27 protein-coding genes are annotated in these 21,883 nt (G+C 37.5%); 11 read left to right on the forward strand and 16 right to left on the reverse strand.

Annotated elements, in window-relative coordinates; translation table 11 throughout:
- Positions 1 to 129: 129 nt before the first annotated feature.
- Positions 130 to 996, forward strand: a complete 867-nt coding sequence (locus SB717_RS16480) for a YitT family protein (protein WP_410904227.1) — start codon at positions 130 to 132, stop codon at positions 994 to 996.
- Between the two features lie 67 nt (positions 997 to 1,063).
- Positions 1,064 to 1,423 carry a hypothetical protein gene (locus SB717_RS16485; RefSeq protein ID WP_074680212.1) on the forward strand — a complete coding sequence of 120 codons (360 nt, stop codon included), beginning with the start codon at positions 1,064 to 1,066 and terminating at the stop codon, positions 1,421 to 1,423.
- 325 nt (positions 1,424 to 1,748) lie between these two features.
- Here SB717_RS16485 and SB717_RS16490 read toward each other — a convergent pair whose 3' ends face one another.
- Together SB717_RS16490 and SB717_RS16495 are read right to left on the reverse strand one after the other, a co-directional pair.
- Positions 1,749 to 2,195, reverse strand: coding sequence for a GNAT family N-acetyltransferase (locus tag SB717_RS16490; RefSeq protein WP_029714635.1), 447 nt, complete (start codon positions 2,193 to 2,195; stop codon positions 1,749 to 1,751).
- A gap of 180 nt (positions 2,196 to 2,375) precedes the next feature.
- Entirely contained in the window at positions 2,376 to 3,545 is a 1,170-nt protein-coding gene (locus tag SB717_RS16495; RefSeq protein ID WP_029714636.1) for an MFS transporter, read from the reverse strand.
- A 367-nt stretch (positions 3,546 to 3,912) separates the two neighbouring features.
- Between SB717_RS16495 and SB717_RS16500 the strand changes: the two genes are divergently transcribed.
- Entirely contained in the window at positions 3,913 to 4,476 is a 564-nt protein-coding gene (locus SB717_RS16500; RefSeq protein ID WP_410904228.1) for a YitT family protein, read from the forward strand.
- Positions 4,477 to 4,505: 29 nt separating this feature from the next.
- On the opposite strand, the gene SB717_RS16505 is transcribed toward SB717_RS16500, so the two are convergent.
- Positions 4,506 to 5,390, reverse strand: a complete 885-nt coding sequence (locus SB717_RS16505; RefSeq protein ID WP_251460785.1) for a diacylglycerol/lipid kinase family protein — start codon at positions 5,388 to 5,390, stop codon at positions 4,506 to 4,508.
- A gap of 188 nt (positions 5,391 to 5,578) precedes the next feature.
- On the opposite strand from SB717_RS16505, the gene SB717_RS16510 reads away from it, so the two are divergent.
- On the forward strand, positions 5,579 to 6,043 hold the full coding sequence (locus SB717_RS16510) for a DUF4306 domain-containing protein (RefSeq protein ID WP_235915087.1): 465 nt from the start codon (positions 5,579 to 5,581) through the stop codon (positions 6,041 to 6,043).
- 61 nt (positions 6,044 to 6,104) lie between these two features.
- Here SB717_RS16510 and SB717_RS16515 read toward each other — a convergent pair whose 3' ends face one another.
- Positions 6,105 to 7,208, reverse strand: coding sequence for a citrate synthase/methylcitrate synthase (locus tag SB717_RS16515; RefSeq protein WP_029714453.1), 1,104 nt, complete (start codon positions 7,206 to 7,208; stop codon positions 6,105 to 6,107).
- Positions 7,209 to 7,617: 409 nt separating this feature from the next.
- Between SB717_RS16515 and SB717_RS16520 the strand changes: the two genes are divergently transcribed.
- Complete coding sequence (locus tag SB717_RS16520; RefSeq protein WP_013083830.1) at positions 7,618 to 8,532, forward strand: LysR family transcriptional regulator; 915 nt, start codon at positions 7,618 to 7,620, stop codon at positions 8,530 to 8,532.
- A gap of 322 nt (positions 8,533 to 8,854) precedes the next feature.
- On the opposite strand, the gene SB717_RS16525 is transcribed toward SB717_RS16520, so the two are convergent.
- The 3 genes from SB717_RS16525 to SB717_RS16535 form a co-directional block, all read right to left on the reverse strand.
- A complete protein-coding gene (locus SB717_RS16525; protein WP_029714452.1) occupies positions 8,855 to 9,679 on the reverse strand; it encodes an STAS domain-containing protein in 825 nt (274 codons plus the stop codon).
- On the reverse strand, positions 9,666 to 10,331 hold the full coding sequence (locus tag SB717_RS16530) for a cobalamin B12-binding domain-containing protein (protein WP_410904229.1): 666 nt from the start codon (positions 10,329 to 10,331) through the stop codon (positions 9,666 to 9,668). Before SB717_RS16530 ends, SB717_RS16525 begins: the two co-directional genes overlap by 14 nt.
- Before the next feature lie 353 nt (positions 10,332 to 10,684).
- Positions 10,685 to 10,948, reverse strand: coding sequence for a hypothetical protein (locus SB717_RS16535; RefSeq protein WP_410904230.1), 264 nt, complete (start codon positions 10,946 to 10,948; stop codon positions 10,685 to 10,687).
- Positions 10,949 to 11,100: 152 nt separating this feature from the next.
- Between SB717_RS16535 and ytvA the strand changes: the two genes are divergently transcribed.
- Positions 11,101 to 11,883, forward strand: coding sequence for a YtvA family blue-light photoreceptor (gene ytvA / locus SB717_RS16540; protein WP_410904231.1), 783 nt, complete (start codon positions 11,101 to 11,103; stop codon positions 11,881 to 11,883).
- A 224-nt stretch (positions 11,884 to 12,107) separates the two neighbouring features.
- Complete coding sequence (locus SB717_RS16545; protein ID WP_410904232.1) at positions 12,108 to 12,941, forward strand: STAS domain-containing protein; 834 nt, start codon at positions 12,108 to 12,110, stop codon at positions 12,939 to 12,941.
- Between the two features lie 36 nt (positions 12,942 to 12,977).
- Here the strand turns inward: SB717_RS16545 and SB717_RS16550 are convergent, their stop codons facing one another.
- The 3 genes from SB717_RS16550 to SB717_RS16560 form a co-directional block, all read right to left on the reverse strand.
- Positions 12,978 to 13,454 carry a hypothetical protein gene (locus tag SB717_RS16550; RefSeq protein ID WP_410904233.1) on the reverse strand — a complete coding sequence of 159 codons (477 nt, stop codon included), beginning with the start codon at positions 13,452 to 13,454 and terminating at the stop codon, positions 12,978 to 12,980.
- Between the two features lie 136 nt (positions 13,455 to 13,590).
- Entirely contained in the window at positions 13,591 to 14,067 is a 477-nt protein-coding gene (locus SB717_RS16555) for a hypothetical protein (RefSeq protein WP_014459392.1), read from the reverse strand.
- Between the two features lie 143 nt (positions 14,068 to 14,210).
- Positions 14,211 to 14,975, reverse strand: coding sequence for a GNAT family N-acetyltransferase (locus tag SB717_RS16560; RefSeq protein WP_410904234.1), 765 nt, complete (start codon positions 14,973 to 14,975; stop codon positions 14,211 to 14,213).
- Between the two features lie 198 nt (positions 14,976 to 15,173).
- On the opposite strand from SB717_RS16560, the gene SB717_RS16565 reads away from it, so the two are divergent.
- Together SB717_RS16565 and SB717_RS16570 are read left to right on the forward strand one after the other, a co-directional pair.
- The gene (locus SB717_RS16565) at positions 15,174 to 15,437 is read left to right on the forward strand and encodes a GlsB/YeaQ/YmgE family stress response membrane protein (protein WP_074680188.1); all 264 of its coding nucleotides are present in this window, start codon (positions 15,174 to 15,176) and stop codon (positions 15,435 to 15,437) included.
- Between the two features lie 158 nt (positions 15,438 to 15,595).
- Positions 15,596 to 15,781: an aspartyl-phosphate phosphatase Spo0E family protein gene (locus tag SB717_RS16570; RefSeq protein ID WP_014459390.1), complete on the forward strand. Its 186-nt coding sequence runs from the start codon at positions 15,596 to 15,598 to the stop codon at positions 15,779 to 15,781.
- Positions 15,782 to 15,824: 43 nt separating this feature from the next.
- Here the strand turns inward: SB717_RS16570 and SB717_RS16575 are convergent, their stop codons facing one another.
- Positions 15,825 to 16,640: an STAS domain-containing protein gene (locus tag SB717_RS16575; protein WP_074680185.1), complete on the reverse strand. Its 816-nt coding sequence runs from the start codon at positions 16,638 to 16,640 to the stop codon at positions 15,825 to 15,827.
- A gap of 349 nt (positions 16,641 to 16,989) precedes the next feature.
- On the opposite strand from SB717_RS16575, the gene SB717_RS16580 reads away from it, so the two are divergent.
- On the forward strand, positions 16,990 to 17,259 hold the full coding sequence (locus SB717_RS16580; RefSeq protein WP_013083843.1) for a GlsB/YeaQ/YmgE family stress response membrane protein: 270 nt from the start codon (positions 16,990 to 16,992) through the stop codon (positions 17,257 to 17,259).
- A 271-nt stretch (positions 17,260 to 17,530) separates the two neighbouring features.
- Here the strand turns inward: SB717_RS16580 and SB717_RS16585 are convergent, their stop codons facing one another.
- From SB717_RS16585 to SB717_RS16600, 4 genes are all read right to left on the reverse strand, one after another.
- The gene (locus tag SB717_RS16585; RefSeq protein WP_410904235.1) at positions 17,531 to 17,947 is read right to left on the reverse strand and encodes a YhfM domain-containing protein; all 417 of its coding nucleotides are present in this window, start codon (positions 17,945 to 17,947) and stop codon (positions 17,531 to 17,533) included.
- A 161-nt stretch (positions 17,948 to 18,108) separates the two neighbouring features.
- On the reverse strand, positions 18,109 to 18,273 hold the full coding sequence (locus SB717_RS16590) for a hypothetical protein (protein WP_410904236.1): 165 nt from the start codon (positions 18,271 to 18,273) through the stop codon (positions 18,109 to 18,111).
- A 12-nt stretch (positions 18,274 to 18,285) separates the two neighbouring features.
- Complete coding sequence (gene clpP, locus SB717_RS16595; protein ID WP_029714441.1) at positions 18,286 to 18,867, reverse strand: ATP-dependent Clp endopeptidase proteolytic subunit ClpP; 582 nt, start codon at positions 18,865 to 18,867, stop codon at positions 18,286 to 18,288.
- 427 nt (positions 18,868 to 19,294) lie between these two features.
- On the reverse strand, positions 19,295 to 19,717 hold the full coding sequence (locus SB717_RS16600) for a MerR family transcriptional regulator (RefSeq protein ID WP_410904237.1): 423 nt from the start codon (positions 19,715 to 19,717) through the stop codon (positions 19,295 to 19,297).
- Between the two features lie 254 nt (positions 19,718 to 19,971).
- Between SB717_RS16600 and SB717_RS16605 the strand changes: the two genes are divergently transcribed.
- A complete protein-coding gene (locus tag SB717_RS16605) occupies positions 19,972 to 20,415 on the forward strand; it encodes an HIT family protein (protein WP_410904238.1) in 444 nt (147 codons plus the stop codon).
- A 31-nt stretch (positions 20,416 to 20,446) separates the two neighbouring features.
- Here SB717_RS16605 and aspA read toward each other — a convergent pair whose 3' ends face one another.
- Positions 20,447 to 21,877: an aspartate ammonia-lyase gene (aspA, locus tag SB717_RS16610; RefSeq protein WP_055992128.1), complete on the reverse strand. Its 1,431-nt coding sequence runs from the start codon at positions 21,875 to 21,877 to the stop codon at positions 20,447 to 20,449.
- Positions 21,878 to 21,883 lie beyond the last annotated feature (6 nt).

A 21,883-nucleotide genomic window follows, 5' to 3' on the forward strand; every position in this document is an offset into this window, starting at 1 on the left:
CGTTTAATTTAACAGGATTTTGTTTATTCTGGCTAGTCTTTTTTAAAGTAGATAATTGGATAGAGTTCCCAAGACTTAGTTATACTAGTAAGAGTTGCGTATAAGCAGTATTTTGAAAGGAAAGATTTTATGACAACGAAACAGCATAAAAAGGAAAAGGCAGGTCGGCTCATTTACCGCTACATTATGATGTTAATTGGAGCTTCCTTGGCTGCCGTTTCTATCGAATTATTTTTAGTCCCAAATTCCGTAATTGATGGCGGTATTATCGGTATTTCTCTAATTTTAGTTTACTTAACGAAATTGCCGTTCAGTCTTCTTATCATCATCTTTAATCTCCCTTTTTTATATAGTGGATACAAACAAATTGGTCGTAGCTTCTGCTTTTCATCTATGTTTGCAGTTGTTGCTTTATCTATTGTAGAATCTCAATTGCATCATGTTCCAGCTGTAACATCTGAGCCGCTTCTTGCTACTGTATTTGGCGGGCTCCTGTTAGGAGCAGGTGTAGGAATGGTCATTCGTCACGGCGGAGCATTAGATGGAACTGAGATTTTAGGTATTTTATTAACAAAAAAAATCCCGTTTTCTGTGGGCGAATTTGTGATGTTTTTAAATATCTTCATTTTCGCTTGGGCAGGGTTTGTGCTAGGTTGGGAACAGGCCATGTACTCGATCCTTACGTACTATATTGCTTCTAAAACAATCGATGCGATTATTCAAGGGCTTGATGAAACAAAAGCAGCTTTTATTGTTTCAAATCACTATGAAGAGCTATCGGACGCTATTACGCATCGTCTAGGCCGTGGCGTGACGAAGCTGTATGGTAAAGGCGGATTTGAAGGTACAGAAAAAGAAGTCATATACGTAGTTGTGACGCGTTTAGAAATTACCAAGCTTAAGACCATTATTTCCGAAATAGATCCGCATGCCTTTACAACCATTATGGATACCCAAGAAGCGCATGGCGGCAAATTCAAATCAGCCATTCACTAACTTATACATAAGCGTGGATTTCTCTGAGCATGCTAATAGCTGACTACCGGTAAAGGAGATCACCACTATGAAAGAACAAATGTCCAACTTATTTCACCAATTAAAACAGTCGGTTTCCGATGTATCTGATAAGTTATATGACAAAGTACATACGCTGCAATCATCACCAGGAGTGAGTGTGTTTGAACTGTATGAATGGATTAAAGAAAATCCAAGCACAAGCGTCCAAAAGCAAACGCTGCTCGGGATTTCGTACTCTTTTTATACACTTCACGCAGACGGCGTTTTTTTCTATATGGAAACGAAATATGATTATTTACTTTACATGACTATTTATAGTCCAACACGTCATTATTTCACCTATCATTCTTACAGAGATTCTTTATCAACAGTGACTCCCTTGACGTTTCCTATTACTAAACAATAAAAAGCTCCTCAATCGAGGAGCTTTTTTTATATGGTTATCTTCCTTTTCGGACTTTAAAGATAAACAGCGCAAGTAAAAAACCGCTCGTCGCAGTTACTATTTTCCACGCGTTTAAGATTGGATTTTTTTTCAAGGTCCTGCTCCTTCCTTGCGGCTATACTAAAAATAGGATGGCGGCCTTTCAAACAGCTAGTCCAACTTCCCCCTACTATTCATACGATCATCTAACATATAGCCCACCGACATTTTCATCAATTTCACTTTTCATACTATAACATATTTTTGCCATTTAGTAGAAGTCTTAAAAGTAAAAGCTGCACTTCTCTTAAAAAAAACGGTATTGAATCCCTGCATTTTCTTTACCGTTCATTTTTTGATAAAGGTTTTGAGCAACTTTATTTTCACTACTGCACTCAGCGGTCATACCTGCAAACTCATACTTTTGAGAATAGGCAAGGCAGATCTTAAACAAACGTTCACCAATTTTATTTCCTCTGTTTAAAGGAGATACGTACAAATCTTTTAAGACGCCTGTTTCTTTAAAATAATAGGTGCTCCACGATACGTACACCGTCGCAAAGCCTACTAGTTTCCCTTCCAATTCAGCAACAAACTGGATACCGTAGGAAGGATTATTCAATAGACGCTTAATATGTAAAGTTAAAGCTTTCCGGGAAGGGTCAGGCTGCTCACAGAATTTTACTATATATTCTTGCATTAACGTAGCCAGTCGCTCTCGATCAGTTTCAACCGCCTGTCGAATGACAACCATTTAATCACTCCTTTTAGCTCAACGCTCTTAACATAATTCGATAGCTATACTTTTTTTCCTTTCGTTTTCGTGAAAAGCTACCTATTTTTACAGAATAGGTATTTAAAGCAAACAACCTTATAGGGCTTATGGTTGAGGAGAGATGATGTTTTAAAAAAAGGTTGCAAACAGCAACCTTTCTTAGTTAGTAAGCGCATAATTTCGTAAGAAGAAACCTACACAGCCGCTGATTACAATCAGTCCTCCTGCCGTTAGAAACGCCGCCGTCACACTTAGCGAAGCAACAGCGCCAAGCAGCAGCACCGAAAGCCCAAACGTCACATATGAAACGCTCAGCGTAGCGGAAAGCACCTTAGGAAGCTTTTCTAAAGGAACGGCCGTTTGTGTAAGCGTGTAAGAACACGTAGCGCTTATTTGAAGGGCAATGCCAATAGTAAAACTAAGTAAAAGTGAAAGAAAAGGCACAGATATTACTCCGAACAATAATGTAAAGAAACCTGAAAAAAGACTGCCTAGTATTACGATATGATAAAGACTTCTCTCTTGCTCAACTGAAACCTTCAGCAAAACGAAACCTCCAAGAACCGTTCCAACAAAAAAACTGCTGTTAATATATCCCCACCAAGCTTCATTTTTACTTAATATCTCTTTCACAAACACGTAGACAATAGCTGATGCCCAAACGCCAGCAGCCATCCCTTCTAAAACTTCCATGACTAATAAAACCCGCAGGCGCGGATAGTGCCAAATTAGCTTCCATCCCTCTTTTAACCCTTGTTTTTGCTTCGTTTTAGAAGAATGAACGCTCATACGAATGGCCTGCATGAATAGGAGTGACAAACTAAACAACGAAAATGACAGCCATAAAAGGCCAGTAGCATCCCAGCTAATAATCAGAAAGCTTCCAAGCGGATAGGCTGCAATTTGAATCGTTTGATCCGTGACATTAAACATACTATTCCATTTTAACAGCTTCTCTTTATCTACTAAATGAGGAAGCATAGAGCTTTGAACCGGAGCTGCCCACCCATCGAAAAAAGCAATAAGCGCCACGCAGCACAGCATGCTGATAAGCGACATATGCCACAAGAAAAACATAGACAAAACAATGGTTTTTAACAACTGAGACACCACAAGAATACGCTTAGCTCTGTAGCGATCTATAAGAAAAGGCACAGTAAAACTGCTCAAAAACTTAGCAGCCGTAATGGTAAACGGAATGCACGAAAGCAGCACAGGAGAACTATTTTGAGCGTAAAGAATGCTGATTAACGCAACAATATATAATACATCTGCTAAATTGGCTTGGCTTTGACCAAACCATAAAAAAAGTACGGAACGATTTTTCACGACAATCCCTCTTTCTTTTTAGTATGACTGAAAAGAAAGAGAATCCTACACGTAATCAACCCCTTTATATAGCGGCTTGCTTTTATGGTCTTATTATAATCATATGCTTTTTACAGAACACAACTTTTTTATATATTAAAAAATTAAAAAATACAAACGGTTAAACAGTATCGTGAAAAATCAAGAAATTGTCGTGAAAACGAAGTTAGATTAACTATAGAATATCAGAGTTATAGAATCAATGCCTTTTACATAATTTTCTTTTTCTTCTTCTTTACTTCTAAATAACCTAAGCTTGCCATATACATAAATGGACGAGTACTCCTATTAAAATTTAACGTATAGGGTGAGGAATATTTTTTCGAGAGTGGTTTCGATTTGCTGTGGCAGCTTATTAATTGGACTAGGTCTAAACGGATTTATTGCTCCGTATCACTTACTAGACGGTGGACTTATAGGATTTGGGCTTATCGTATATTATGTGTTTGGAACTCCTATCGGAATGTCCATTTTCTTTTTGAACATACCTGTCTATTTATATGCTTTTTTTCGTCATCGCCAAAACTTTTTTTATGGAAGTATAGGTTTGTTTGTTTCTTTTTTTATGACAGAAGGGCTGTCTATTCTCGAAGGCACACTGGAGCTTCCTTTGCTCTTTAGCTCATTGCTTGGGGGCACACTCGTAGGAATGGGAATAGGTCTGATGCTTCGCTACGGCATCAGTTCGGACGGTCTGGATTTAATCGCCATTATTGTATCAAAAAAATGGAAAATCAATATAGGAATAACCATTTTCATCTTAGACAGTACGATTATGATAGTGGGCTTACATATTATCGGATTTACTGCTTTTTGCTATTCCATGCTTGTTATTACAATGAGCAGCATAATGATTATGCTCTTCACTTCTCCGCGATGGCTGTCTTCGTAAAAAAAACGCTTAAAGTTTCAGCGTTTTTTTTATTTGTTTCCTACTATCATATTTATGTGATTGTGGAGAACCGTAATCGTTGAAGGTGTTGTCGTTTCTTTTTCTCCATCACAATCTACCGTTTTTTCAGGAGTGGTTTCGATATGGACTTCTTTTGCACGAAAATGCATAAGGTTGCTTTCAGGGTCAAGCTGTTCCTCATCAGGGGTTGTTTGTAACCATGCCATAACCGGTTCGATTCCCATTTCTTTAATAACGAATACATCTAATAATCCGTCTTGAAATGAGCTGTTTCCTAGCATAGCGCGAGTTCCTCCTAAAAAAGGGCCGTTTCCAATCAACACCATAACTGCTTCTCCTTCATAGGAAGCTTTTTCGCTCGTCATTTTTAATTGAAAAGGCTCTGCTTGATTTAACGTTCTACCTACGCTCATGTAGTAAGAGAGCTTACCAAATTTCTCTTTATTTTCTTCTAAAATATTTTCAGATACATCAGCTACGAGGCCAATTCCCCAAAAGTTTAAAAAATAATCTTCGCCATGTTTTCCAACATCCACTGCCTCCGTCTGGTTTTCAATAATTTGCTCCACTGCTTTTAAAGGATTTTGGTTCATTCCAATTGCACGCGAAAAGTCGTTGCACGTTCCTCCAGGTAAAATAGCAAATACAGGACGTTGCTTCAGCGGAGCAAGAGCGTTGATCAGCTCATAAATCGTCCCGTCTCCTCCTGCTCCAACAATGACATCCGCTTCGCCTTCCAATTTTCTCACCAGCTCGGCACCATCTCCAGGTTGCTCTGTTTTATATAAAGTAACCGTCTCAAATGCTGTGTTTAACCTATCACATATAAAGTCAATTTCATTTACTAATTTTTTGTTTCCTGCGTTTGGATTCAAAATCACTGCTGCCTTCATCTTTCTCTCTCCTCTATTCATATCTTCCGTTTCACCTTTTTTCCCTTTCTTTTAAAAAAACAAACCTTTTCAAATATGAACGTTTTATGAAACCATTCCAATAGTGCTTTTTTTACTTTCAAAACCTGCTATAATAATTTTCGGACTTGTATTAACAAAAGATGGTTATTGAGAGGAGCTTTCTATACGTGTCAATAAAATGCATGACGCAGCTATTTGCAAGTTGTTTTGTTTTTTTACTTTCCTCAGTCGCTACTTGGTATAACGGCTCTTCGATGCTTGAAGGACCTTTATCAGCTAGTTTGACCGGAGGGCTAACAAAGTCCTCGGCGGTTCATCACTATTCTCACATCGATTATTTGTTATATACAATTAAATTCCACCCTCAGTTTCCAATTATGATGATGGTGAGCGGAATTTATTTGATTGTATTACTGTCTATTATTGGGTTCAAAAAGCGGTATGGATGGATTAGCTCCTGCTGTTTATGTATTACAGCTCTCTTATGCTACAGCAGCTATAAACTTTCACATACCCCTACCGAAGGTGAACATGCCATGCTTACCTCTAGCTTAGCTGCAGCAAGTTTATGCTTAGCAGTCGGATTATTCTATTTATTAAAGCGATTTTATTCTCAAAAAGAATATATTTAACCATATGAAAAAAACGTCGGTCCTACCGACGTTTTTTATGTGAAACCGGGTTTATTATTCTTTATTGATTTTGTTCAACTGGCGTATATCCTATATACGAAGACTGAGGTCGGTAAATACGATTATTTTCTGACTGCTCTACGACATGAGCTGTCCAACCAACTACACGGCTTGCTGTGAAGGTTGGAGTGAATAGTTCAGATGGAAGCTCAACCGCTTTCATCACAGCTGCAGCGAAATATTCTACATTCGTGTAAATGCCTCGACCCGGCTTGTATTCATTTAATAATTCAATGGTTTTATCTTCAATTTTAACAATTAAATCAAATAGTCCGTTGTCTCCTGAGATTTGTTTCGACACTTCTTTTAACGCTTCTGCTCTTGGGTCATGTGTACGATAAACGCGATGACCAAATCCCATGATTTTCTCTTTATTATCTAATTTTTTACGAACCCAAGGCTCAATATTCTCTTCACTTCCAATTTCATCAAACATGGTAATCACACCAGAAGGAGCTCCTCCGTGAAGCGGACCTTTCATTGCGCCAATTGCTCCGCAAATAGCTGAAACCATGTCAGATTCGGTAGATGAAATAACGCGTGATGAGAAGGTTGAGGCGTTCATCCCGTGTTCAATTGTCAAAACAAAATATGCGTTCAGCGCGGTAACCAAACTTTGATCTGGAATTTCTCCGTTAATCATGTATAAATAATTTGCTACATGATCCAAATGCTCGTTAGGTTCTACTACTTCTAAATCATTCATTTTACGATACCAATAGGCAATAATAGTAGGTGTTACCGCTGTAATCGCAAGCGCCTGCTCTTTTGTCGGAGGCCAGCTGTATGAAGGGTCTCCTAACGCTGAGATACATGTGCGAAGCGCGCTCATCACTTCTGTATCTTTTGGCAAACAGTCCATTAACGCAACAATATTAGCCGGAAGCGTACGATGAGTCACCATTTTTTGTTTAAATGCTTTTAACTCATCATGATTTGGCAGCGTGCCGTTCCAAATTAAATAAGAAACTTCTTCAAAAGAATAATTGATCGCCAAATCTTTTGCCCAATATCCGCGATAAATCAGCTGACCTTTCTCTCCATCAACATGCCCTACTTTTGTTTCAGCTGCAACGATTCCTTCTAGTCCTTTAACGTATGTCATCTCAACCACTCCCCCAATTATTTTTAACAAACCGGCCTTTTTTTCTATGTACGGCTCGTTTGCAGAATGAATAGACTCACCTTAGTGGTGCACTATACCATTTTATTCCTCTTTCTTAATTGTCAGAACAGTATACAAAATGAACATTTCAACACGTGTTATTTCTGCGCTCGCGGCTTTGTTTTACGGGAGAAAAAAATATTTTTCTAGGATTTTCTTCGAGGGTACTTTTTTGTTAACGCTTACAAATATGCGGGTTTCTAACGTATTTAGAGGAATTTGATGTGCTATTTTTAGATGAATCACTATTCACTTCCTTATGTAAGAGTTTACATTTATTTGAATCATAAGTAAAATAGATAAATAGAATAAATAGTATGAAAACTAAGAATACTAGTGAGGAGAATTTATGGATATTCGAGAACTGCAACATTTCATGGAAGTAGTTAATCAAAAAAGTTTCACAAAAGCAGCAGCTGCAATTCACTTGTCTCAGCCAGCATTAAGTAAAATTGTAAAAAAACTAGAAGAAGAACTTGGGGTAGATCTCTTTGATCGCTCTACTCGAAAGCTGACGTTAACCGATGCAGGACAGATTGTGTACGGACAAAGCCAAAAGCTGGTATCCACTCTTCACGAACTGCATGCTTTGTTAGATGATTTACGAAACCTACCTACAGGAGATATTAAAGTAGGAATTCCTCCTTTAGTAGGGACTGTTGTTTTCCCAATGATTGCAAAAAACTTTACATCAAAACATCCTCAGGTGAAATTAGAGCTTGTAGAGCTTGGCGCAAAGCGAATTGTCGAACTTGTAGAAAACGAACAAGTAGACCTCGGCATTATCGTGTTGCCTATTCAAAACCCTCTTTTTCACGTCTATCCGTTTATTGAAGAAGAGTTTAATTTATACATTCATCATGAGCATCCGCTGGCAGCCAAATCAATCGTTGCTTTGAGCGAGCTGAGAGAAGAGCCATTTGTCCTGTTCAGCAAAGATTTTTCTCTTCATGATCGCATTATTCACGAGTGCATTCAAGCGGGCTTTCATCCAAAAATAGCGTACGAAAGTTCTCAATGGGATTTAATTATTGAACTAGTCGCTTCTGAATTAGGTATTGCAATTTTACCAAAGTCCGTGTTTCCGAAGATCAATAATCCTTTTATTAAAAGCATTCCAATCGCCGCACCTACTCCAATGTGGGAGCTCGGCATCATTTTGAAAAAAGATCGCTATATGTCATATGCTACACGAGAACTTTTATCTTTCCTAGTAGACCAAGACATCATTTTGCCGTCTCATACGATGTCAGCAAACTCTTAACAAAAAAGCCTCTTCTTTCATTAGAAAGAGGCTTTTAGTCATCTTTGATATCTTCTTCAATCTTTTTTGTCATCCGATTGACTAAAAAAAGCAGCCACCTAGCAGCCCCGCTCATTGATTACAATTGGTCATCTTTAGATTGGATTCCTTTTTGGTACTGTGATGTAGAAATAAATCAATTATGAAATTCAAGATGACGGACTCAATTCTTCAAAACTCAATAAACCCTTCAAGTATGGGATTTAATAAATGTTTAATTGTAACAAAAGAAGTGTATACAGAAAGAGGAGAAGAAAGTTATTCTTTCTTCTCCTCCACTCTTTTAACTCACATTTTTATTCACAGCAATAATTTCACTCAGGTTATTCATATAAATAATTTGCTCACCAAACGTTCTATTTTTCAAAGCGGCCGTATGGTGCGGTTTCATGCCGATAATATAGCATGTGATACCCATGAGATAGAAGGACTGCATAAAGCCTGCAAAAGCTTGAATTCCTTCGGTCGTTAAGATATCTAATCCCCCAAAGTCAAATAAAAGCGTGGTGTAATTTCCTTCATGCGCAAAGTTTTGCAAAATGGACGTATTTTCAGCTACAAGAGCTGTATCTAAGTCTCCAAAAAGAGGTATAAGTCCCACTTTAGAGGATAATTTAATAAAAGAAGCAGACAATTGCTTAATTTTTTGTAATGATTTTTCAAGACGTTCCTTTTGTTCAAGCAGTTCGAAATCTGTATCTGCTAATCGTTTCCGGTGATCTTGAACAAGATTCGTTAGCTCTTGTATACGTTCATCTTGGCGAATACAAACTAAATGACCTATATCGCTATCCCATTGAATTAAGCATTCAAACAGTGAATAAGGCGAATCATTGGTTTGCATCACAAGTTCTACTTTCTGAATAGCTTGGCCTCGACTTTGGACAAGCGTTTGCTCATCATGAGGTTCGTCTACAGACAATTCTCTAGAATCTTTTTGGCGCAAGCTTAAAAACTTTCTCGCCTTTTCTTGACTAAATACGTCGACCAGATCTAAAAAATTAGCTGAAGGCTTAAATAAATGACCTGATTGTTGGGACCATTCCAAAATATTAAATTCAGTATCTACTAAAAAGTAAGGAATTGGAACATATTCAAGCATCGACATTAACTTCCACTCCTTTGTGATAACTGATTAACCAGTTATTTAGTTGGTGAAGATCCGGAATTAGGCGTGTATGCTCAGAACAATAAGAACGAAAATCGATTTGAGAAACTAAGCGCCCTCCTACCATTACAGTTGGCCTTGGTTCTAAATTGTTCAAAGTTTTGGTGTATTCAGCAAGCCGCTCAATATGATAAGGAATGCTGACAGATAATCCTACCATATGCGGCTTCCATTCCATAGCCATTTTCTCCGCGTATTCAAGAGGCAGATTAGCCCCTAAAAAGCGTGTATTCCAGCCATGTTCCTCAAACAATAAGGCCACCATCTTTAAACCAATAAAATGCTGTTCTTGTTCCAAGCATAGAAGCAGTGCCCTTGGAGCGGTGTCTGAAGCGTGTCCCTGAATTTTTTTATAAAAGCGATAGCGAGTTAGCACATAATCACATGTCGTGGTTGCGACGTGCTCATCGGCTACAGAAATGATATTTTCTTCCCACATATCTCCAGTTACTCGCATTGCGGTTGTAATTAAATTTTCATAAATATCTAGGCTGTTCTTTCCTTGGTGGATTTCTCCTAGCACAACTTCCCAAGCGCTGTCTTGATCACCAGCTAATAAATAGCCTACAAATTTTTGTACTTGAGATTTCATTGTTTCACCTCAGTAAACGTAAAGCTTTTAAGAAACTTGAATAAAAGCTTCTCGTCTCTCTTTTTCAAGATCGCCTAAAATGTATACCACTCTTAGACTAACACATGTTGCCAATAGCAACAACCTAAAAATAGAATAATAACTTTTCATTTTACTACACTCAGTAAAATATGACTAGTATTTCTCTAAATATTCTCCTTTCCTTTTTATTTACGAAAAAACACCTCGGCATTTTTTACCGAGGTGTTTTTTCCAGTTGTCATCATTTCGGCTAAAAGAATGTAAATTCGTCTGTTTCTCTTTTAAGTATCCTACTTATTTTCCACTTTCAATAGACTTTCAAACATATGTATTTATGACTCTTCTGCTCCAACCATAATGCTGATAAGATAGAGCGCTGTCATAACTGAACCGATTGTATTCCATATCAAATGAATATATTGGCTGGTTTCCATAAACAAGTATACGCTTAGCGACAGCAGCGCCATTCCGAATAAGAAAGACCATTTAAATAATGACAGTGGCCGGTTAAACTTTAGATGCAAACAAAAAATGAGAATGAAGCCTACTAGCGCCATCACAAAGAAACTAACGTTAAATAAATTGATGGTTATCATGTTTGTTCACACTCCCTTTACCCATGAAACTATTATAACATATTTTTCCTTATCCTCATTCCTTCTCTACCAATAAACGCGTCGAAAATTGTTTTTTAAACGTGTTTATGTCACAATATTTTTATAAAAATTCCAAGGAATGAGGGAATGCATTGACTACACCTGAAGCTCAAGATTCAAAATGGTCCATTTTAAATAAAGCCCTTCATAGTTCACAATCTGGTATTATCGTGACGGATCCTTCTTTACCTGATAATCCAATTATTTACCTCAACCAAGGGTTTTCCCTTATGACCGGCTATAAGGAAGATGAAGTATTAGGGGAAAATTGCCGTTTTCTACAAGGCCCTCTTACAAATCCGCACCACGTTGATGAAATTCGCAGCGCTATCAGCCGCAATCAGTCAGTCTCTGTTACACTTGTTAATTATCGAAAAGACGGCTCTTTCTTTCATAATCAGCTAACAATTGACCCGACATATATAGAAGAAGAAGATAAATACTACTTTATTGGTGTTCAAAAAGACGTAACCATAGAAATTACAGCCCAGGAACAGCTTCAGCAAGCTTTAGAAGAAGTGGAAAGACTATCTACTCCTATTGTGCCGATAGAGGAAGGAATCTCTGTTATTCCATTAATTGGAACGTTGAGCGAACGGCGTACAGAAATGCTATTTAATAGCTTCATCTCGCGTAACAAAAGCAGCAAAGATCGTTACTTAATCCTAGACGTCTCAGGGTTAGCGCGATTTAACGATTCATTCGGGCGTGATATTCTTAATATTTATAATTGGCTGAAGCTAATGGGAACTCAGCTCGTTTTAACGGGAATTTCTCCTAACATGGCCATACATATGAGCATTATAGAAGATGATATGTCCTTTATTTTAGTCTATCAAAGCATTAAAGACGCCTTACGGAAGCTAAAGCTATAAGCACAAGATGTGATTCCTTATGAAAAATAGTTAAGATGCATGAAAATGTTTATTTTTTGATAAATTGGGTTTGAGAGTATCCAGTTGGGGAAAACAAGGCGTATAGGAAAATAAATGCGCTTCATAATGGATTTATTTATAAGCATCCTCGCTCTATATTAGGGGATGCTTTTATGCCTTTATTTATAAATCAATTAGACTATACATATGTAAGGAGAATCTTCATGCATAGAAATCAGGACCTATATCATTTTTTTAAAGAACATTCTCTCCAATTAACTGAAGACTGGTACGATCAGCTCGACGATGAAAACGAGTTCTCCGTGTATTCAAGTGAAAATCCAGCAATTGTGAAAGAACTGAAGCAGCAAAATCAAGATTATTTTCAGCATTTATTTGACGTATTTATAAAGGATGAGGAATACTTTCTTTCCGATTTCCAACAGTGGTCGGTCGAACTTGCACGTGATCCAAAGCATTTAAGTACGCCTCTTCACTTTATCGTTCGAGAATATTTTAATTCACAAAAAATTGTCGTTAATTACTTAAAGAAGTTTATCTCTTTGCATTCAGGAGAGATAAGCGTGGATAAGATATTTATGTGGTACGACATTATTGTTAAAGCGTTTGATTTATCTATTTACATCTTTATTCAAGAATATCATAAAAATACGCAAGAACAGCTGAACGCTCAGAAAGAGTTAATTAATGAATTAAGTTCTCCTGTCATCATGCTTCAAAACAAAGTTGCCCTTCTGCCTCTTGTGGGTGACATTGGAACGGTCAAAAGTCAGTTTATCTTAGAAAACACGCTTCAGCAATGCTCGGAAAAAGGCGTTGAACATTTATGTATTGACCTGCTCGGTGTAGCTACGATTGACACGATGATGGCACAAGAGATTTTTAATTTGGTAAAAGCTCTTCGTTTAATTGGAGTGCAAACCATTTTATCTGGAATTCGACCGGAAATTTCTCAAACTGCGATTCGTTTAGGGCTTTCATTTGAACAAGTTAAAACTACTTCTTCTCTTGCACAGGCGCTTAATTCTATTATTTAAGCATATGACTCTCTATTACAGCATAGAGAGTCATATCTATGGCGTTTCAAATTTCACTGGGGTGTAATAGACACGCCCGATTAGCTTTTTCCCTTTGTTATCTTTCCAGTCCGCTACGAGTATATACCGATCACTGCGAGAGGTAGAATCTACTGTAATAGCGGATGTTTTTTTTATGTCCTTTTTTTCTACTACGTTTTCATAAATAGACTGATTGCGGATTTGTTTGTAATAAAGCGCATTAGGTTTTTTACCATCTATTTTAATGGACACTTGACCACCTTGAGCGACGGGAATACTATCTTTCATAACAATTTGTCTAAAATTTTTTCGTTCGCCAAAATCTGCTTCACATTCGGTCCAGCAAAAGAATAAAGGCTTGATAATGGCTTCTTTGCCTTCCGCTATTATTTTTATAGCGGGTGGATAAGGATCTTCAAGCGTTTCAGCTGTAGGAACCTGACATGCGGCTAATGAAAATAAACTAAATAGGGTAACCACCACTTTTTTCATACTATGTCCTCCCTTTTTGTAAACGTGGTGCACGTAAGTGAGTGGGTGCATAGTATAATCTTTCGCCTGCAACCAAAAGATTCCTTTTATAATCAACAAAAAACAGCCGCCTATTTGTTTAGACAGCTGTTTTGTTCTATTTACTTAGCATGCTTATTTCTTTTTTCATATCTTTTTCTACATATTCCATTAAATCAGATACGTAGGTTTGAAGCGGTTTTGTTGCGTCTTTATGATCATTCATCGTTAATTCATAAATGCTATCGATATTATCAATCATCAGTTCCATATCATCGATGACGCCCGTATGCTTATACATCGTTTTCATCGTAGGATCAAGGGAAGCTAATTCATTATATTCATAGTTTATCGTATTTGAAATATCATCGAGTTCATTGATAAATTGCTTTTTGGTTTTTTTTTCGGCCATAAGCTGATTATACTCTTTAAAAGCAGTTTGAAGGTTTTTCTGAGAGGCAGTCAATACTTTCAGCTGTTCTCTTCCTAAATAATAATCATAGATACTAGTAACAGTAAAATATCCCCCAAATGTGAGCGCGATTCCAACAACCAAACCTATCCAAAACGTGCTCGTTTTAAAAAAATGTTTCATAATGACTCCTTTTATCTGTGTTCTATGTACAACACTAGCTCATGCTGCTACTTTGTCCTAGGATACACCAAAAACGAAATGGAAGCTACACTTTTTTAAAAATTTGTCGAAATTTGTCTCTTTTTTTCGTGAACTGCAGCACATTATGTTTCATTCCTATTTCTCCATCTGTATACATCAAATTTGTTAACCGCTGTAAAACCAAGTTTCTCATAGGCTGGCTTTCCTGCACTTGTAGCATGCAAAATACACGTAGCCGCCTGTTTTTTTGCTTCAGTAAGAACTTTCTTCAAATATGCGGTGGCCAAGCCTTTTCTCCTCATGTGTCTAGCTGTAGTGATACAATACAAACCCGCTGTACCATCATAAAAAAAGAGAGACCCAGCTACAGCTGGCCGGTTGTGATAAAGGCCCAGATATAAGTGATATTGCTCAGTGTGCTGCATAAGCTCCCTAAACCTTTCAAGAAAGTCAGCTTGATATTCTTTTGGTTTTTGATAGCCGTCTATGTATACCGTTATCCATTCTTTCAATTCAGCTTCTGTGTGCACTCGCTTACATTGGAACCCTTCTACTCCTGTGTGTATGTATTCTATTTCTTGAATGTGCTGAATCATTCCGATCCATTTTTCATAAGGAACAAATCCATTTTTATGAAGAACTGGCCCAAGGTTATCATATGAAGATGGACCCACAATCCATAGAGGTTCCTCCCCTTCCGGAGAGCATACCTCTACCGCAGGATCAATATGACGGGTTCCTGCATATATACCCCGATTGTAAGGAGATGCAGAAATCCATTTAATTTCTGACGTATCCACCTTCACAGATTTCTTCGTATGCTGAAAATACATCCAGTGCTGAATCAAGTGCTGTTCGACTACATCGCTTGGGTTTTTTATTCTCACTTCATGTCTCCTTTCTCTTCTAAACTATGTTTCTTTTTCTATTATATACTAGTTAGTCTATTTTCTATGATTCTATCGCAGTTTTTAAATCCTTTTCCAAGTTTTTTAATTTTTTTTTGCTATTCTATGAATAGTTTTCTTTCAAGTGGGGTACTAACCTATATAAGCAATACATCATTAAAAAGGAGGATGATATTTATGTCATTTTTATGGGCACTTATTGTAGGTGGTATTATTGGGTGGCTTGCCGGATTGATTACGGGAAGAGACGTTCCGGGAGGTATTATTGGTAACATTATTGCCGGTTTTATCGGTTCTTGGTTAGGTTCAGCTATCTTTGGAAGCTTCGGACCAGTTGTAGGTGGATTTGCTATTATTCCTGCTATTATCGGATCAATTATTTTAGTATTAATCGTAAGTTTCATTATGAGAAAAATGCGTAGTAATCATAAACATGCCTAATAAATTATTATATTAGAAAAAGAACCTCTGTTGAAAAAGAGGTTCTTTTTTTATATGAAAAATTCTTAAAATTTACTATTTTTAATTTCATAATACTGAAAAATAAACCTATTAATGTTAATTTAACCATAATCACTATAGGAAAAAGAGGAATTAACATGCTGCTTTCAACCCACTCAAAAGACAAATCCATGTACCAAATACTAATAGAAGAAATTGAACAGACACGAACGTTAATGATTCAAACGGCTGTCCGTGAAGGAATGACAAGTCCTAACACACTTCAAATTAGTCAATCATTAGATGCTTTATTAAATAAGCTTCAAATTTTCTTCTACCAATAAAAGCCCGTGATATGGTTACATGCTCATGGGCTTTTGTATTGTGTTAGTCCGCTTGATTAACGTATTCCACTGCTTGGTGAAGGCTACTGAAAGTCGTAATGTCAGCCAAATCTAACCCTAAGTTCACCATTGTCTGAGCAATTTCAGCACGAATCCCGCTTAAAACCACTTGAATTCCTAATAATCTTAAAGCACTGATTACTTTAAAAATTTGGTCCGCTACCATTGTATCAATAATTGGAACCGCGTATAAATCAATAATCAACCAATTTAGCTTGTACTCACTGCCGTGCTGAAGGGCATTTTCCATTAGAATTTGAGCGCGATTTGTATCTAAATCGCCAACAAGAGGGATCACGCCAATTTCTTTCGTAATGCGTACCACAGGAATTGAAAGTTCATCAATTGCATAGCGAGCCGATTGGATTTTGTTTGCAAAGTCGGTCATATATGATTTACTAACCCAGTGTACGGCCTTATCTACTACTACGTTGAAACGAGAAATAACTTGATAGAAGGCATCAAACGTAAACGTTTCAGCTTTTGCTTCTTCTTTAATAATTTCCCCGATGATATTTCGGTAATAGCTAATTTCTTCTAATGCTACATCCAGTGGAAGCTGAAGGGCAACGAGTAAATTCGCTACTTCTCTTCCCCATTCCTCAAGCACTTCAAAATTTTTCGTATCATTTGTTGAGACAGAATCAGCATATATTTGAATTAAATGAACGCGCCACGGTTCTAACTGTTGTTGAACATCTTTTTCTTTATATTGTTTTTGTTTTGAGAACTCTTCTTTTTTTTCTAGAATTAAATTCGTAATGTGTTTAAGTTTTTTATCTAATAATAATGACTCCATATTGTTCTCCCGTTAAGAATTTGTTTATTTAAAATGATATCACAAATAGCGTTAAAAAAAGTAAAACTAAGGGAAAAAGCTTTTAAAAATGAACCGGATGTCCCCTTTTGGGAATAGAATAAGCTAAATTGAATCTAAAACATACATAAGCTGAACTTCTTTCCTTTATTTTATCGTTACTTTCACAGTGAATTCTCATACATAACTCTTCAATTTAGTGTTGGGCTATCTTAGCATATATGATAAATAGATGAAAAAATGTAAAGGGTTTGCAGCAAGCATGTCGCATGACAAAAGGTGTTTTAGGAAAGACTGAAAAAGAATTCCCTATAAAAAGGAGGTTAGGTATATGTCATTTATTTGGACGCTTATTGTTGGAGGACTTATTGGCTGGCTTGCTGGTGTGTTAACAGGACGAGATGTTCCAGGTGGAATTATCGGAAACATCATCGCTGGTTTCATTGGAGCATGGTTAGGCTCTCTAATTTTTGGAGATTTCGGTCCAGAGATCGGCGGATTCGCAATTGTTCCTGCTATTATTGGTGCTGTTATTTTAGTGTTAATTGTGAGTTTTGTTTTACGCAAAATGCGCGGAAATAATAATCATCGACATGCCTGAATAAAAAAGAGAAATCAGCGTCTTGATTTCTCTTTTTCCCTTACTTCTTATGGAAAAATGTTTTAACAACGGACTACCTATAAGTGTAATTCTTTGTTGCTACATTTAAAAAATTGCTTCTTGTCACCTCTCACATTGAATACTTCTACACCCTCATATCAAGCTCGTTAATAATAAGCAGCTCTGTATCATCAGGCACACCGGTGAAGACGGCTTCAATATGAACAAGTGCAGTTTTAGCTTTCATTGAATGCTGTTTTATAGCTACTTTTTATTTCGGCTCTACTAATTCAATAAATGACCTTGCTTGTTTGCCCTTTAACTGTGCATAGTGTGTATCTGTAGCTAATTCAACGGTTTCGTTTCCTAAGTTGACCCACATCCGATAAGATTGTACTTTTATATCCTTTTTTGTTTCCACTGGTTCAAAGTGAATAATGTAGTTAGGTTTTCGAACCATTTCAGCTTTTTCTTCTCTCCATGATACATATTTTAACCACTGCTGCACTTTTTGCACTTGGTTTTGGTCTTTCATTTTAACCGCATGGCCATATTGATTATCGGCTATGTATTTTTCGATTACGAGCTTTTGTTCAACAGTACCGCTTGAAGCACTGCTTTGCTGACATCCTGTTATCACCCAACAAATAGCAATGAGAACAACTAATCCAGACCATACTTTTTTCATTTACATCTACCTTTCTTTTTGTAATTGAAATGAGATGTTCTTGCTGAATGATGCTACCAGCTGCTCGTTTTTAAATCTCTTTTTGCATTCTCTTTTCTTCATATAAATCCCTGCTTCATTTGCTCAAAAAAACTGAATCCCCGAAAGGATCCAGTTTTTCGTTACGATTCGACATCTTCTATGACATGAACAGCGCGAATAGCGGCGTTTAATTTTGTATGTTGAACGCGTTCTTTTGCTTCCTGTATCGTCATTGCTTCTAGTTCTTGGTAATAAATCACGTTTCCCCATTCATATTCTACTGAATAACGATTTGACTTTTCCACACGTCATCCTCCTTATTGATGAACTAGAATTTGATCAATCAAGCCATATTCTTTTGCTTCATCCGCTGTAAAGAATGTATCTCGATCAGTGTCTTTTTTAATTGTTGAAAGCGATTGTCCTGTTCGTTCAGACAAAAGTTCATTTAGGTGATCTTTTAACCGCAAAATACGCTTCGCTCGAATTTCGATTTCAGCTGCTTGTCCTTTTACTCCTCCTAGCGGCTGATGAATCATCACTTCGCTATTGGGAAGAGCAAAACGTTTCCCTTCTTTCCCTCCAGCTAGTAAAAATGAACCCATAGATGCCGCTAGCCCTATACACAATGTGCTTACATCTGCACGTATAAGCTGCATCGTATCAAAAATAGCCATGCCCGCTGTAATGGACCCTCCTGGAGAATTAATATAAATGCTGATATCTTTTTCTGGGTTTTCTGCATCTAAAAATAGAAGCTGAGCGATAATGCTAGTAGCCACCTCATCCGTAACTTCACCTGTGAGCATAATCACTCGATCGAGCAACAGCCTTGAATAAATATCATAGGCACGCTCTCCTTTGCTTGTTTGTTCTACTACATATGGAGTTAAGTTCATGTGACCGCCTCTTTCCACTGAATTAATACGAGCAAATTTTTTTACTTTTGCACTAATTTCGTGATTTAAAAATGAGTCCCCTATCAAATCTTCATCCGTAAATTTAATCATTAGAGAATGTCTTTCTTGCTGTATATGCAAGCATTCATCACGGTAAGTCACAGCAACTGCAATCTCTGCCTGTGGATATAAAACGGTCTCTTCCGTGTAGAGCTCTATTAATAAAGGTTCATCGTCAATATGTTTTACTTCGATTTGCCCCTGTTTGTTTTCACAGTACCCATTTAAGTTTCTTGTTTTGAACAAACCTTTGGGCAGCTGAATATCAATCGTGATGTTTTTAACTTTTACTTGCGAATGTTCAAATGTAATACAAAGGTGGTTCATTCCTTCTTCTTTTTCCATCACTGACTTTGCCACGGCTAATTTAATCATGAGATGAATAATCCTTTAAAATCTGAGTAACAGACTCAATTACTTTTTGCCGTAGGTCTGCTGATAAATTCCGATTCATAGCTACAAACACATCTTCATTGACTTGATGCATTTCTTGATTTTGAATTTGTTTGCTTTGGTAAAGAGGGAGCTGCGCACCTATACTTTTCACTTCTTCCAGACTCATTGAACGCAGCGTTTCTTGGATAGAAGCTAGTGACTGCCCTGCTTTTGATAATGTTAAAACGGCTCGAAAGTAGTGAACATGCTGATCTGTATAAACGCGCTTATTTCCTACTAGCTCCAGCGGAGGAACAATTTCTATTTGCGTGTAATACCGCACTGTACGCAAGTTCAAGTCCGCACCTTCGTTATTTAATAATTCAGTAATTTGCTTGCCTGTATACGTGTTCAAACAATTCCTCCTTACTAGTTACAGTTAACTGTTACAATGTCATTATACTGTAAAAGTCTCGTTTTTACAATTAAAACCATGGGAAATTTTAGATAAAATAACTGAGCATATAAATAAAAAGAACGAACCAAAGAGCCCATGTCATATATCCGGGCTCTCTTTACTAAGCGAAAAAACAACTGTGTATATTCCAACCTATTCCTCCTGATACTTCTCGTGCTACACTTTAGTTATCTTAAAAAAGGAGAGAACATATGATGGGGAATCCACGTATAGATTGCTTAGGGTGTCGATTAGCAAATAACCAGGAGAAATCGCATGTGATATTTGAAGATTCGTTTGTGACATGCCTGCTAGATCACAAGCCGTTTAACGAAGGACATCTCTTAATTCTTCCTAAAGCACATATAGTGGAAATTGAGGAATTCGATACTGAACACATATTGGCCGTGATGAATGCAGCGAAGCTAATGACAAAAGCAGTGAAGACACTCTTTGTTCCAGGCGGAGTTACTCTCTCTCAAAACGAGGGAATGTTTAACGAGTTAACTCATTTTCACATGCACATCGTTCCCCGCTACCAAGAGGAGTGTTTCGGAGATTTTTATACGCAAATTCCCGAATATGCTGAAAAGGATGACGCCTTGGCAGCAACAGCTCAGAAAATGCGCCGCGTCATTCAGCAAATGTGTTTATAAAAAAACGGCTTCCCTATGGAAGCCGTTCTATTTACTGACGGTCAAACAATGAACTTCCTGCAATACCAGGGTTCGTCATTTCAAATGGATTTAAAATGAGATCTAATTCCTCTTCTGTTAACACATCGTATTGGAGGCAAAGCTCACGAATTGGTTTTCCTGTTAAAATCGCTTCACGCGCAATACGCGATACGACTTCATAGCCTAGGTGAGGGTTAACAGCTGTAATAATCCCTACGCTTTTTTCTACATATTCTTTCATGCGCGTTTCGTTTGCTTCAATTCCTGCTAAACAGTGATCTGTAAAGCTTCTGAAACCGTTGTTCATGATGCTGATTGATTGAAGCAAGTTAAATACAAGCACAGGTTCCATGACGTTAAGCTCCATCTGACCTGCTTCTGAAGCAAGAGAGATCGTTTGGTCATTTCCCATTACTTGAAACGCAATTTGATTGATTAATTCAGCCATAACCGGGTTTACTTTTCCGGGCATGATTGAAGAACCAGGCTGACGAGCAGGAAGGCTGATTTCTCCTAGACCTGCACGAGGTCCAGACGCCATTAAACGCAGGTCATTGGCGATTTTAGACATATTCGTCATACAAATTTTAAGCGCTGCAGATACTTCTGTATACGCATCTGTATTTTGAGTAGCGTCCACTAAATGCTCTGCATGTACAAGCGGCAGACCGCTGATATCGGCTAAGTGCTTGACTACATTTTCAATATAGCGAGGATCTGCATTTAAGCCCGTTCCAACAGCCGTCGCCCCCATATTTACTTCATGCAAGTGGTCACGCGTCGCGCTGATACGCTTAATGTCGCGCGCTAACACGCGGCTGTATGCTTCAAACTCTTGACCAAGACGAACGGGTACAGCATCTTGAAGATGCGTACGGCCCATTTTAATCACGTGATCAAATTCTTGCGCTTTTCGTTTAAACACATCATGCATATCGTTCATTGTAACAAGAAGTTTATTTAATAAGTTCAGCGTTGAAATATGGATAGCCGTTGGAAATACATCATTTGTTGACTGAGACATATTCACATGGCTGTTAGGACTTAATTTGCCATATTCACCTTTATTGTTCCCCATAATTTCAAGAGCACGGTTTGCGATAACTTCATTGGCATTCATATTCATTGATGTCCCCGCTCCGCCTTGAATAGGATCTACAATAAAGTATTCATGCCACTGACCTGCTAAAATTTCATCAGCTGCTTGCACAACCGCATTTCCAATACCTTCATACAAGCGCTTTGTATCCATATTCGCAAGTGCTGCCGCTTTTTTTACGATAGCAAGCGCTTTAATCATTTCTTCATGTACTTTATAACCCGTAATTGGAAAGTTTTCTACGGCACGTGCGGTTTGTACACCGTAGTATACGTCTGCTGGAATTTGTTTTTCTCCTAGAAAATCAGCTTCTGTACGATATCCTGCTGTTTCTTGTTTCATAGCTGT

Source organism: Priestia sp. SIMBA_032, assembly GCF_046535215.1.
Classification (GTDB): domain Bacteria; phylum Bacillota; class Bacilli; order Bacillales; family Bacillaceae_H; genus Priestia; species Priestia aryabhattai.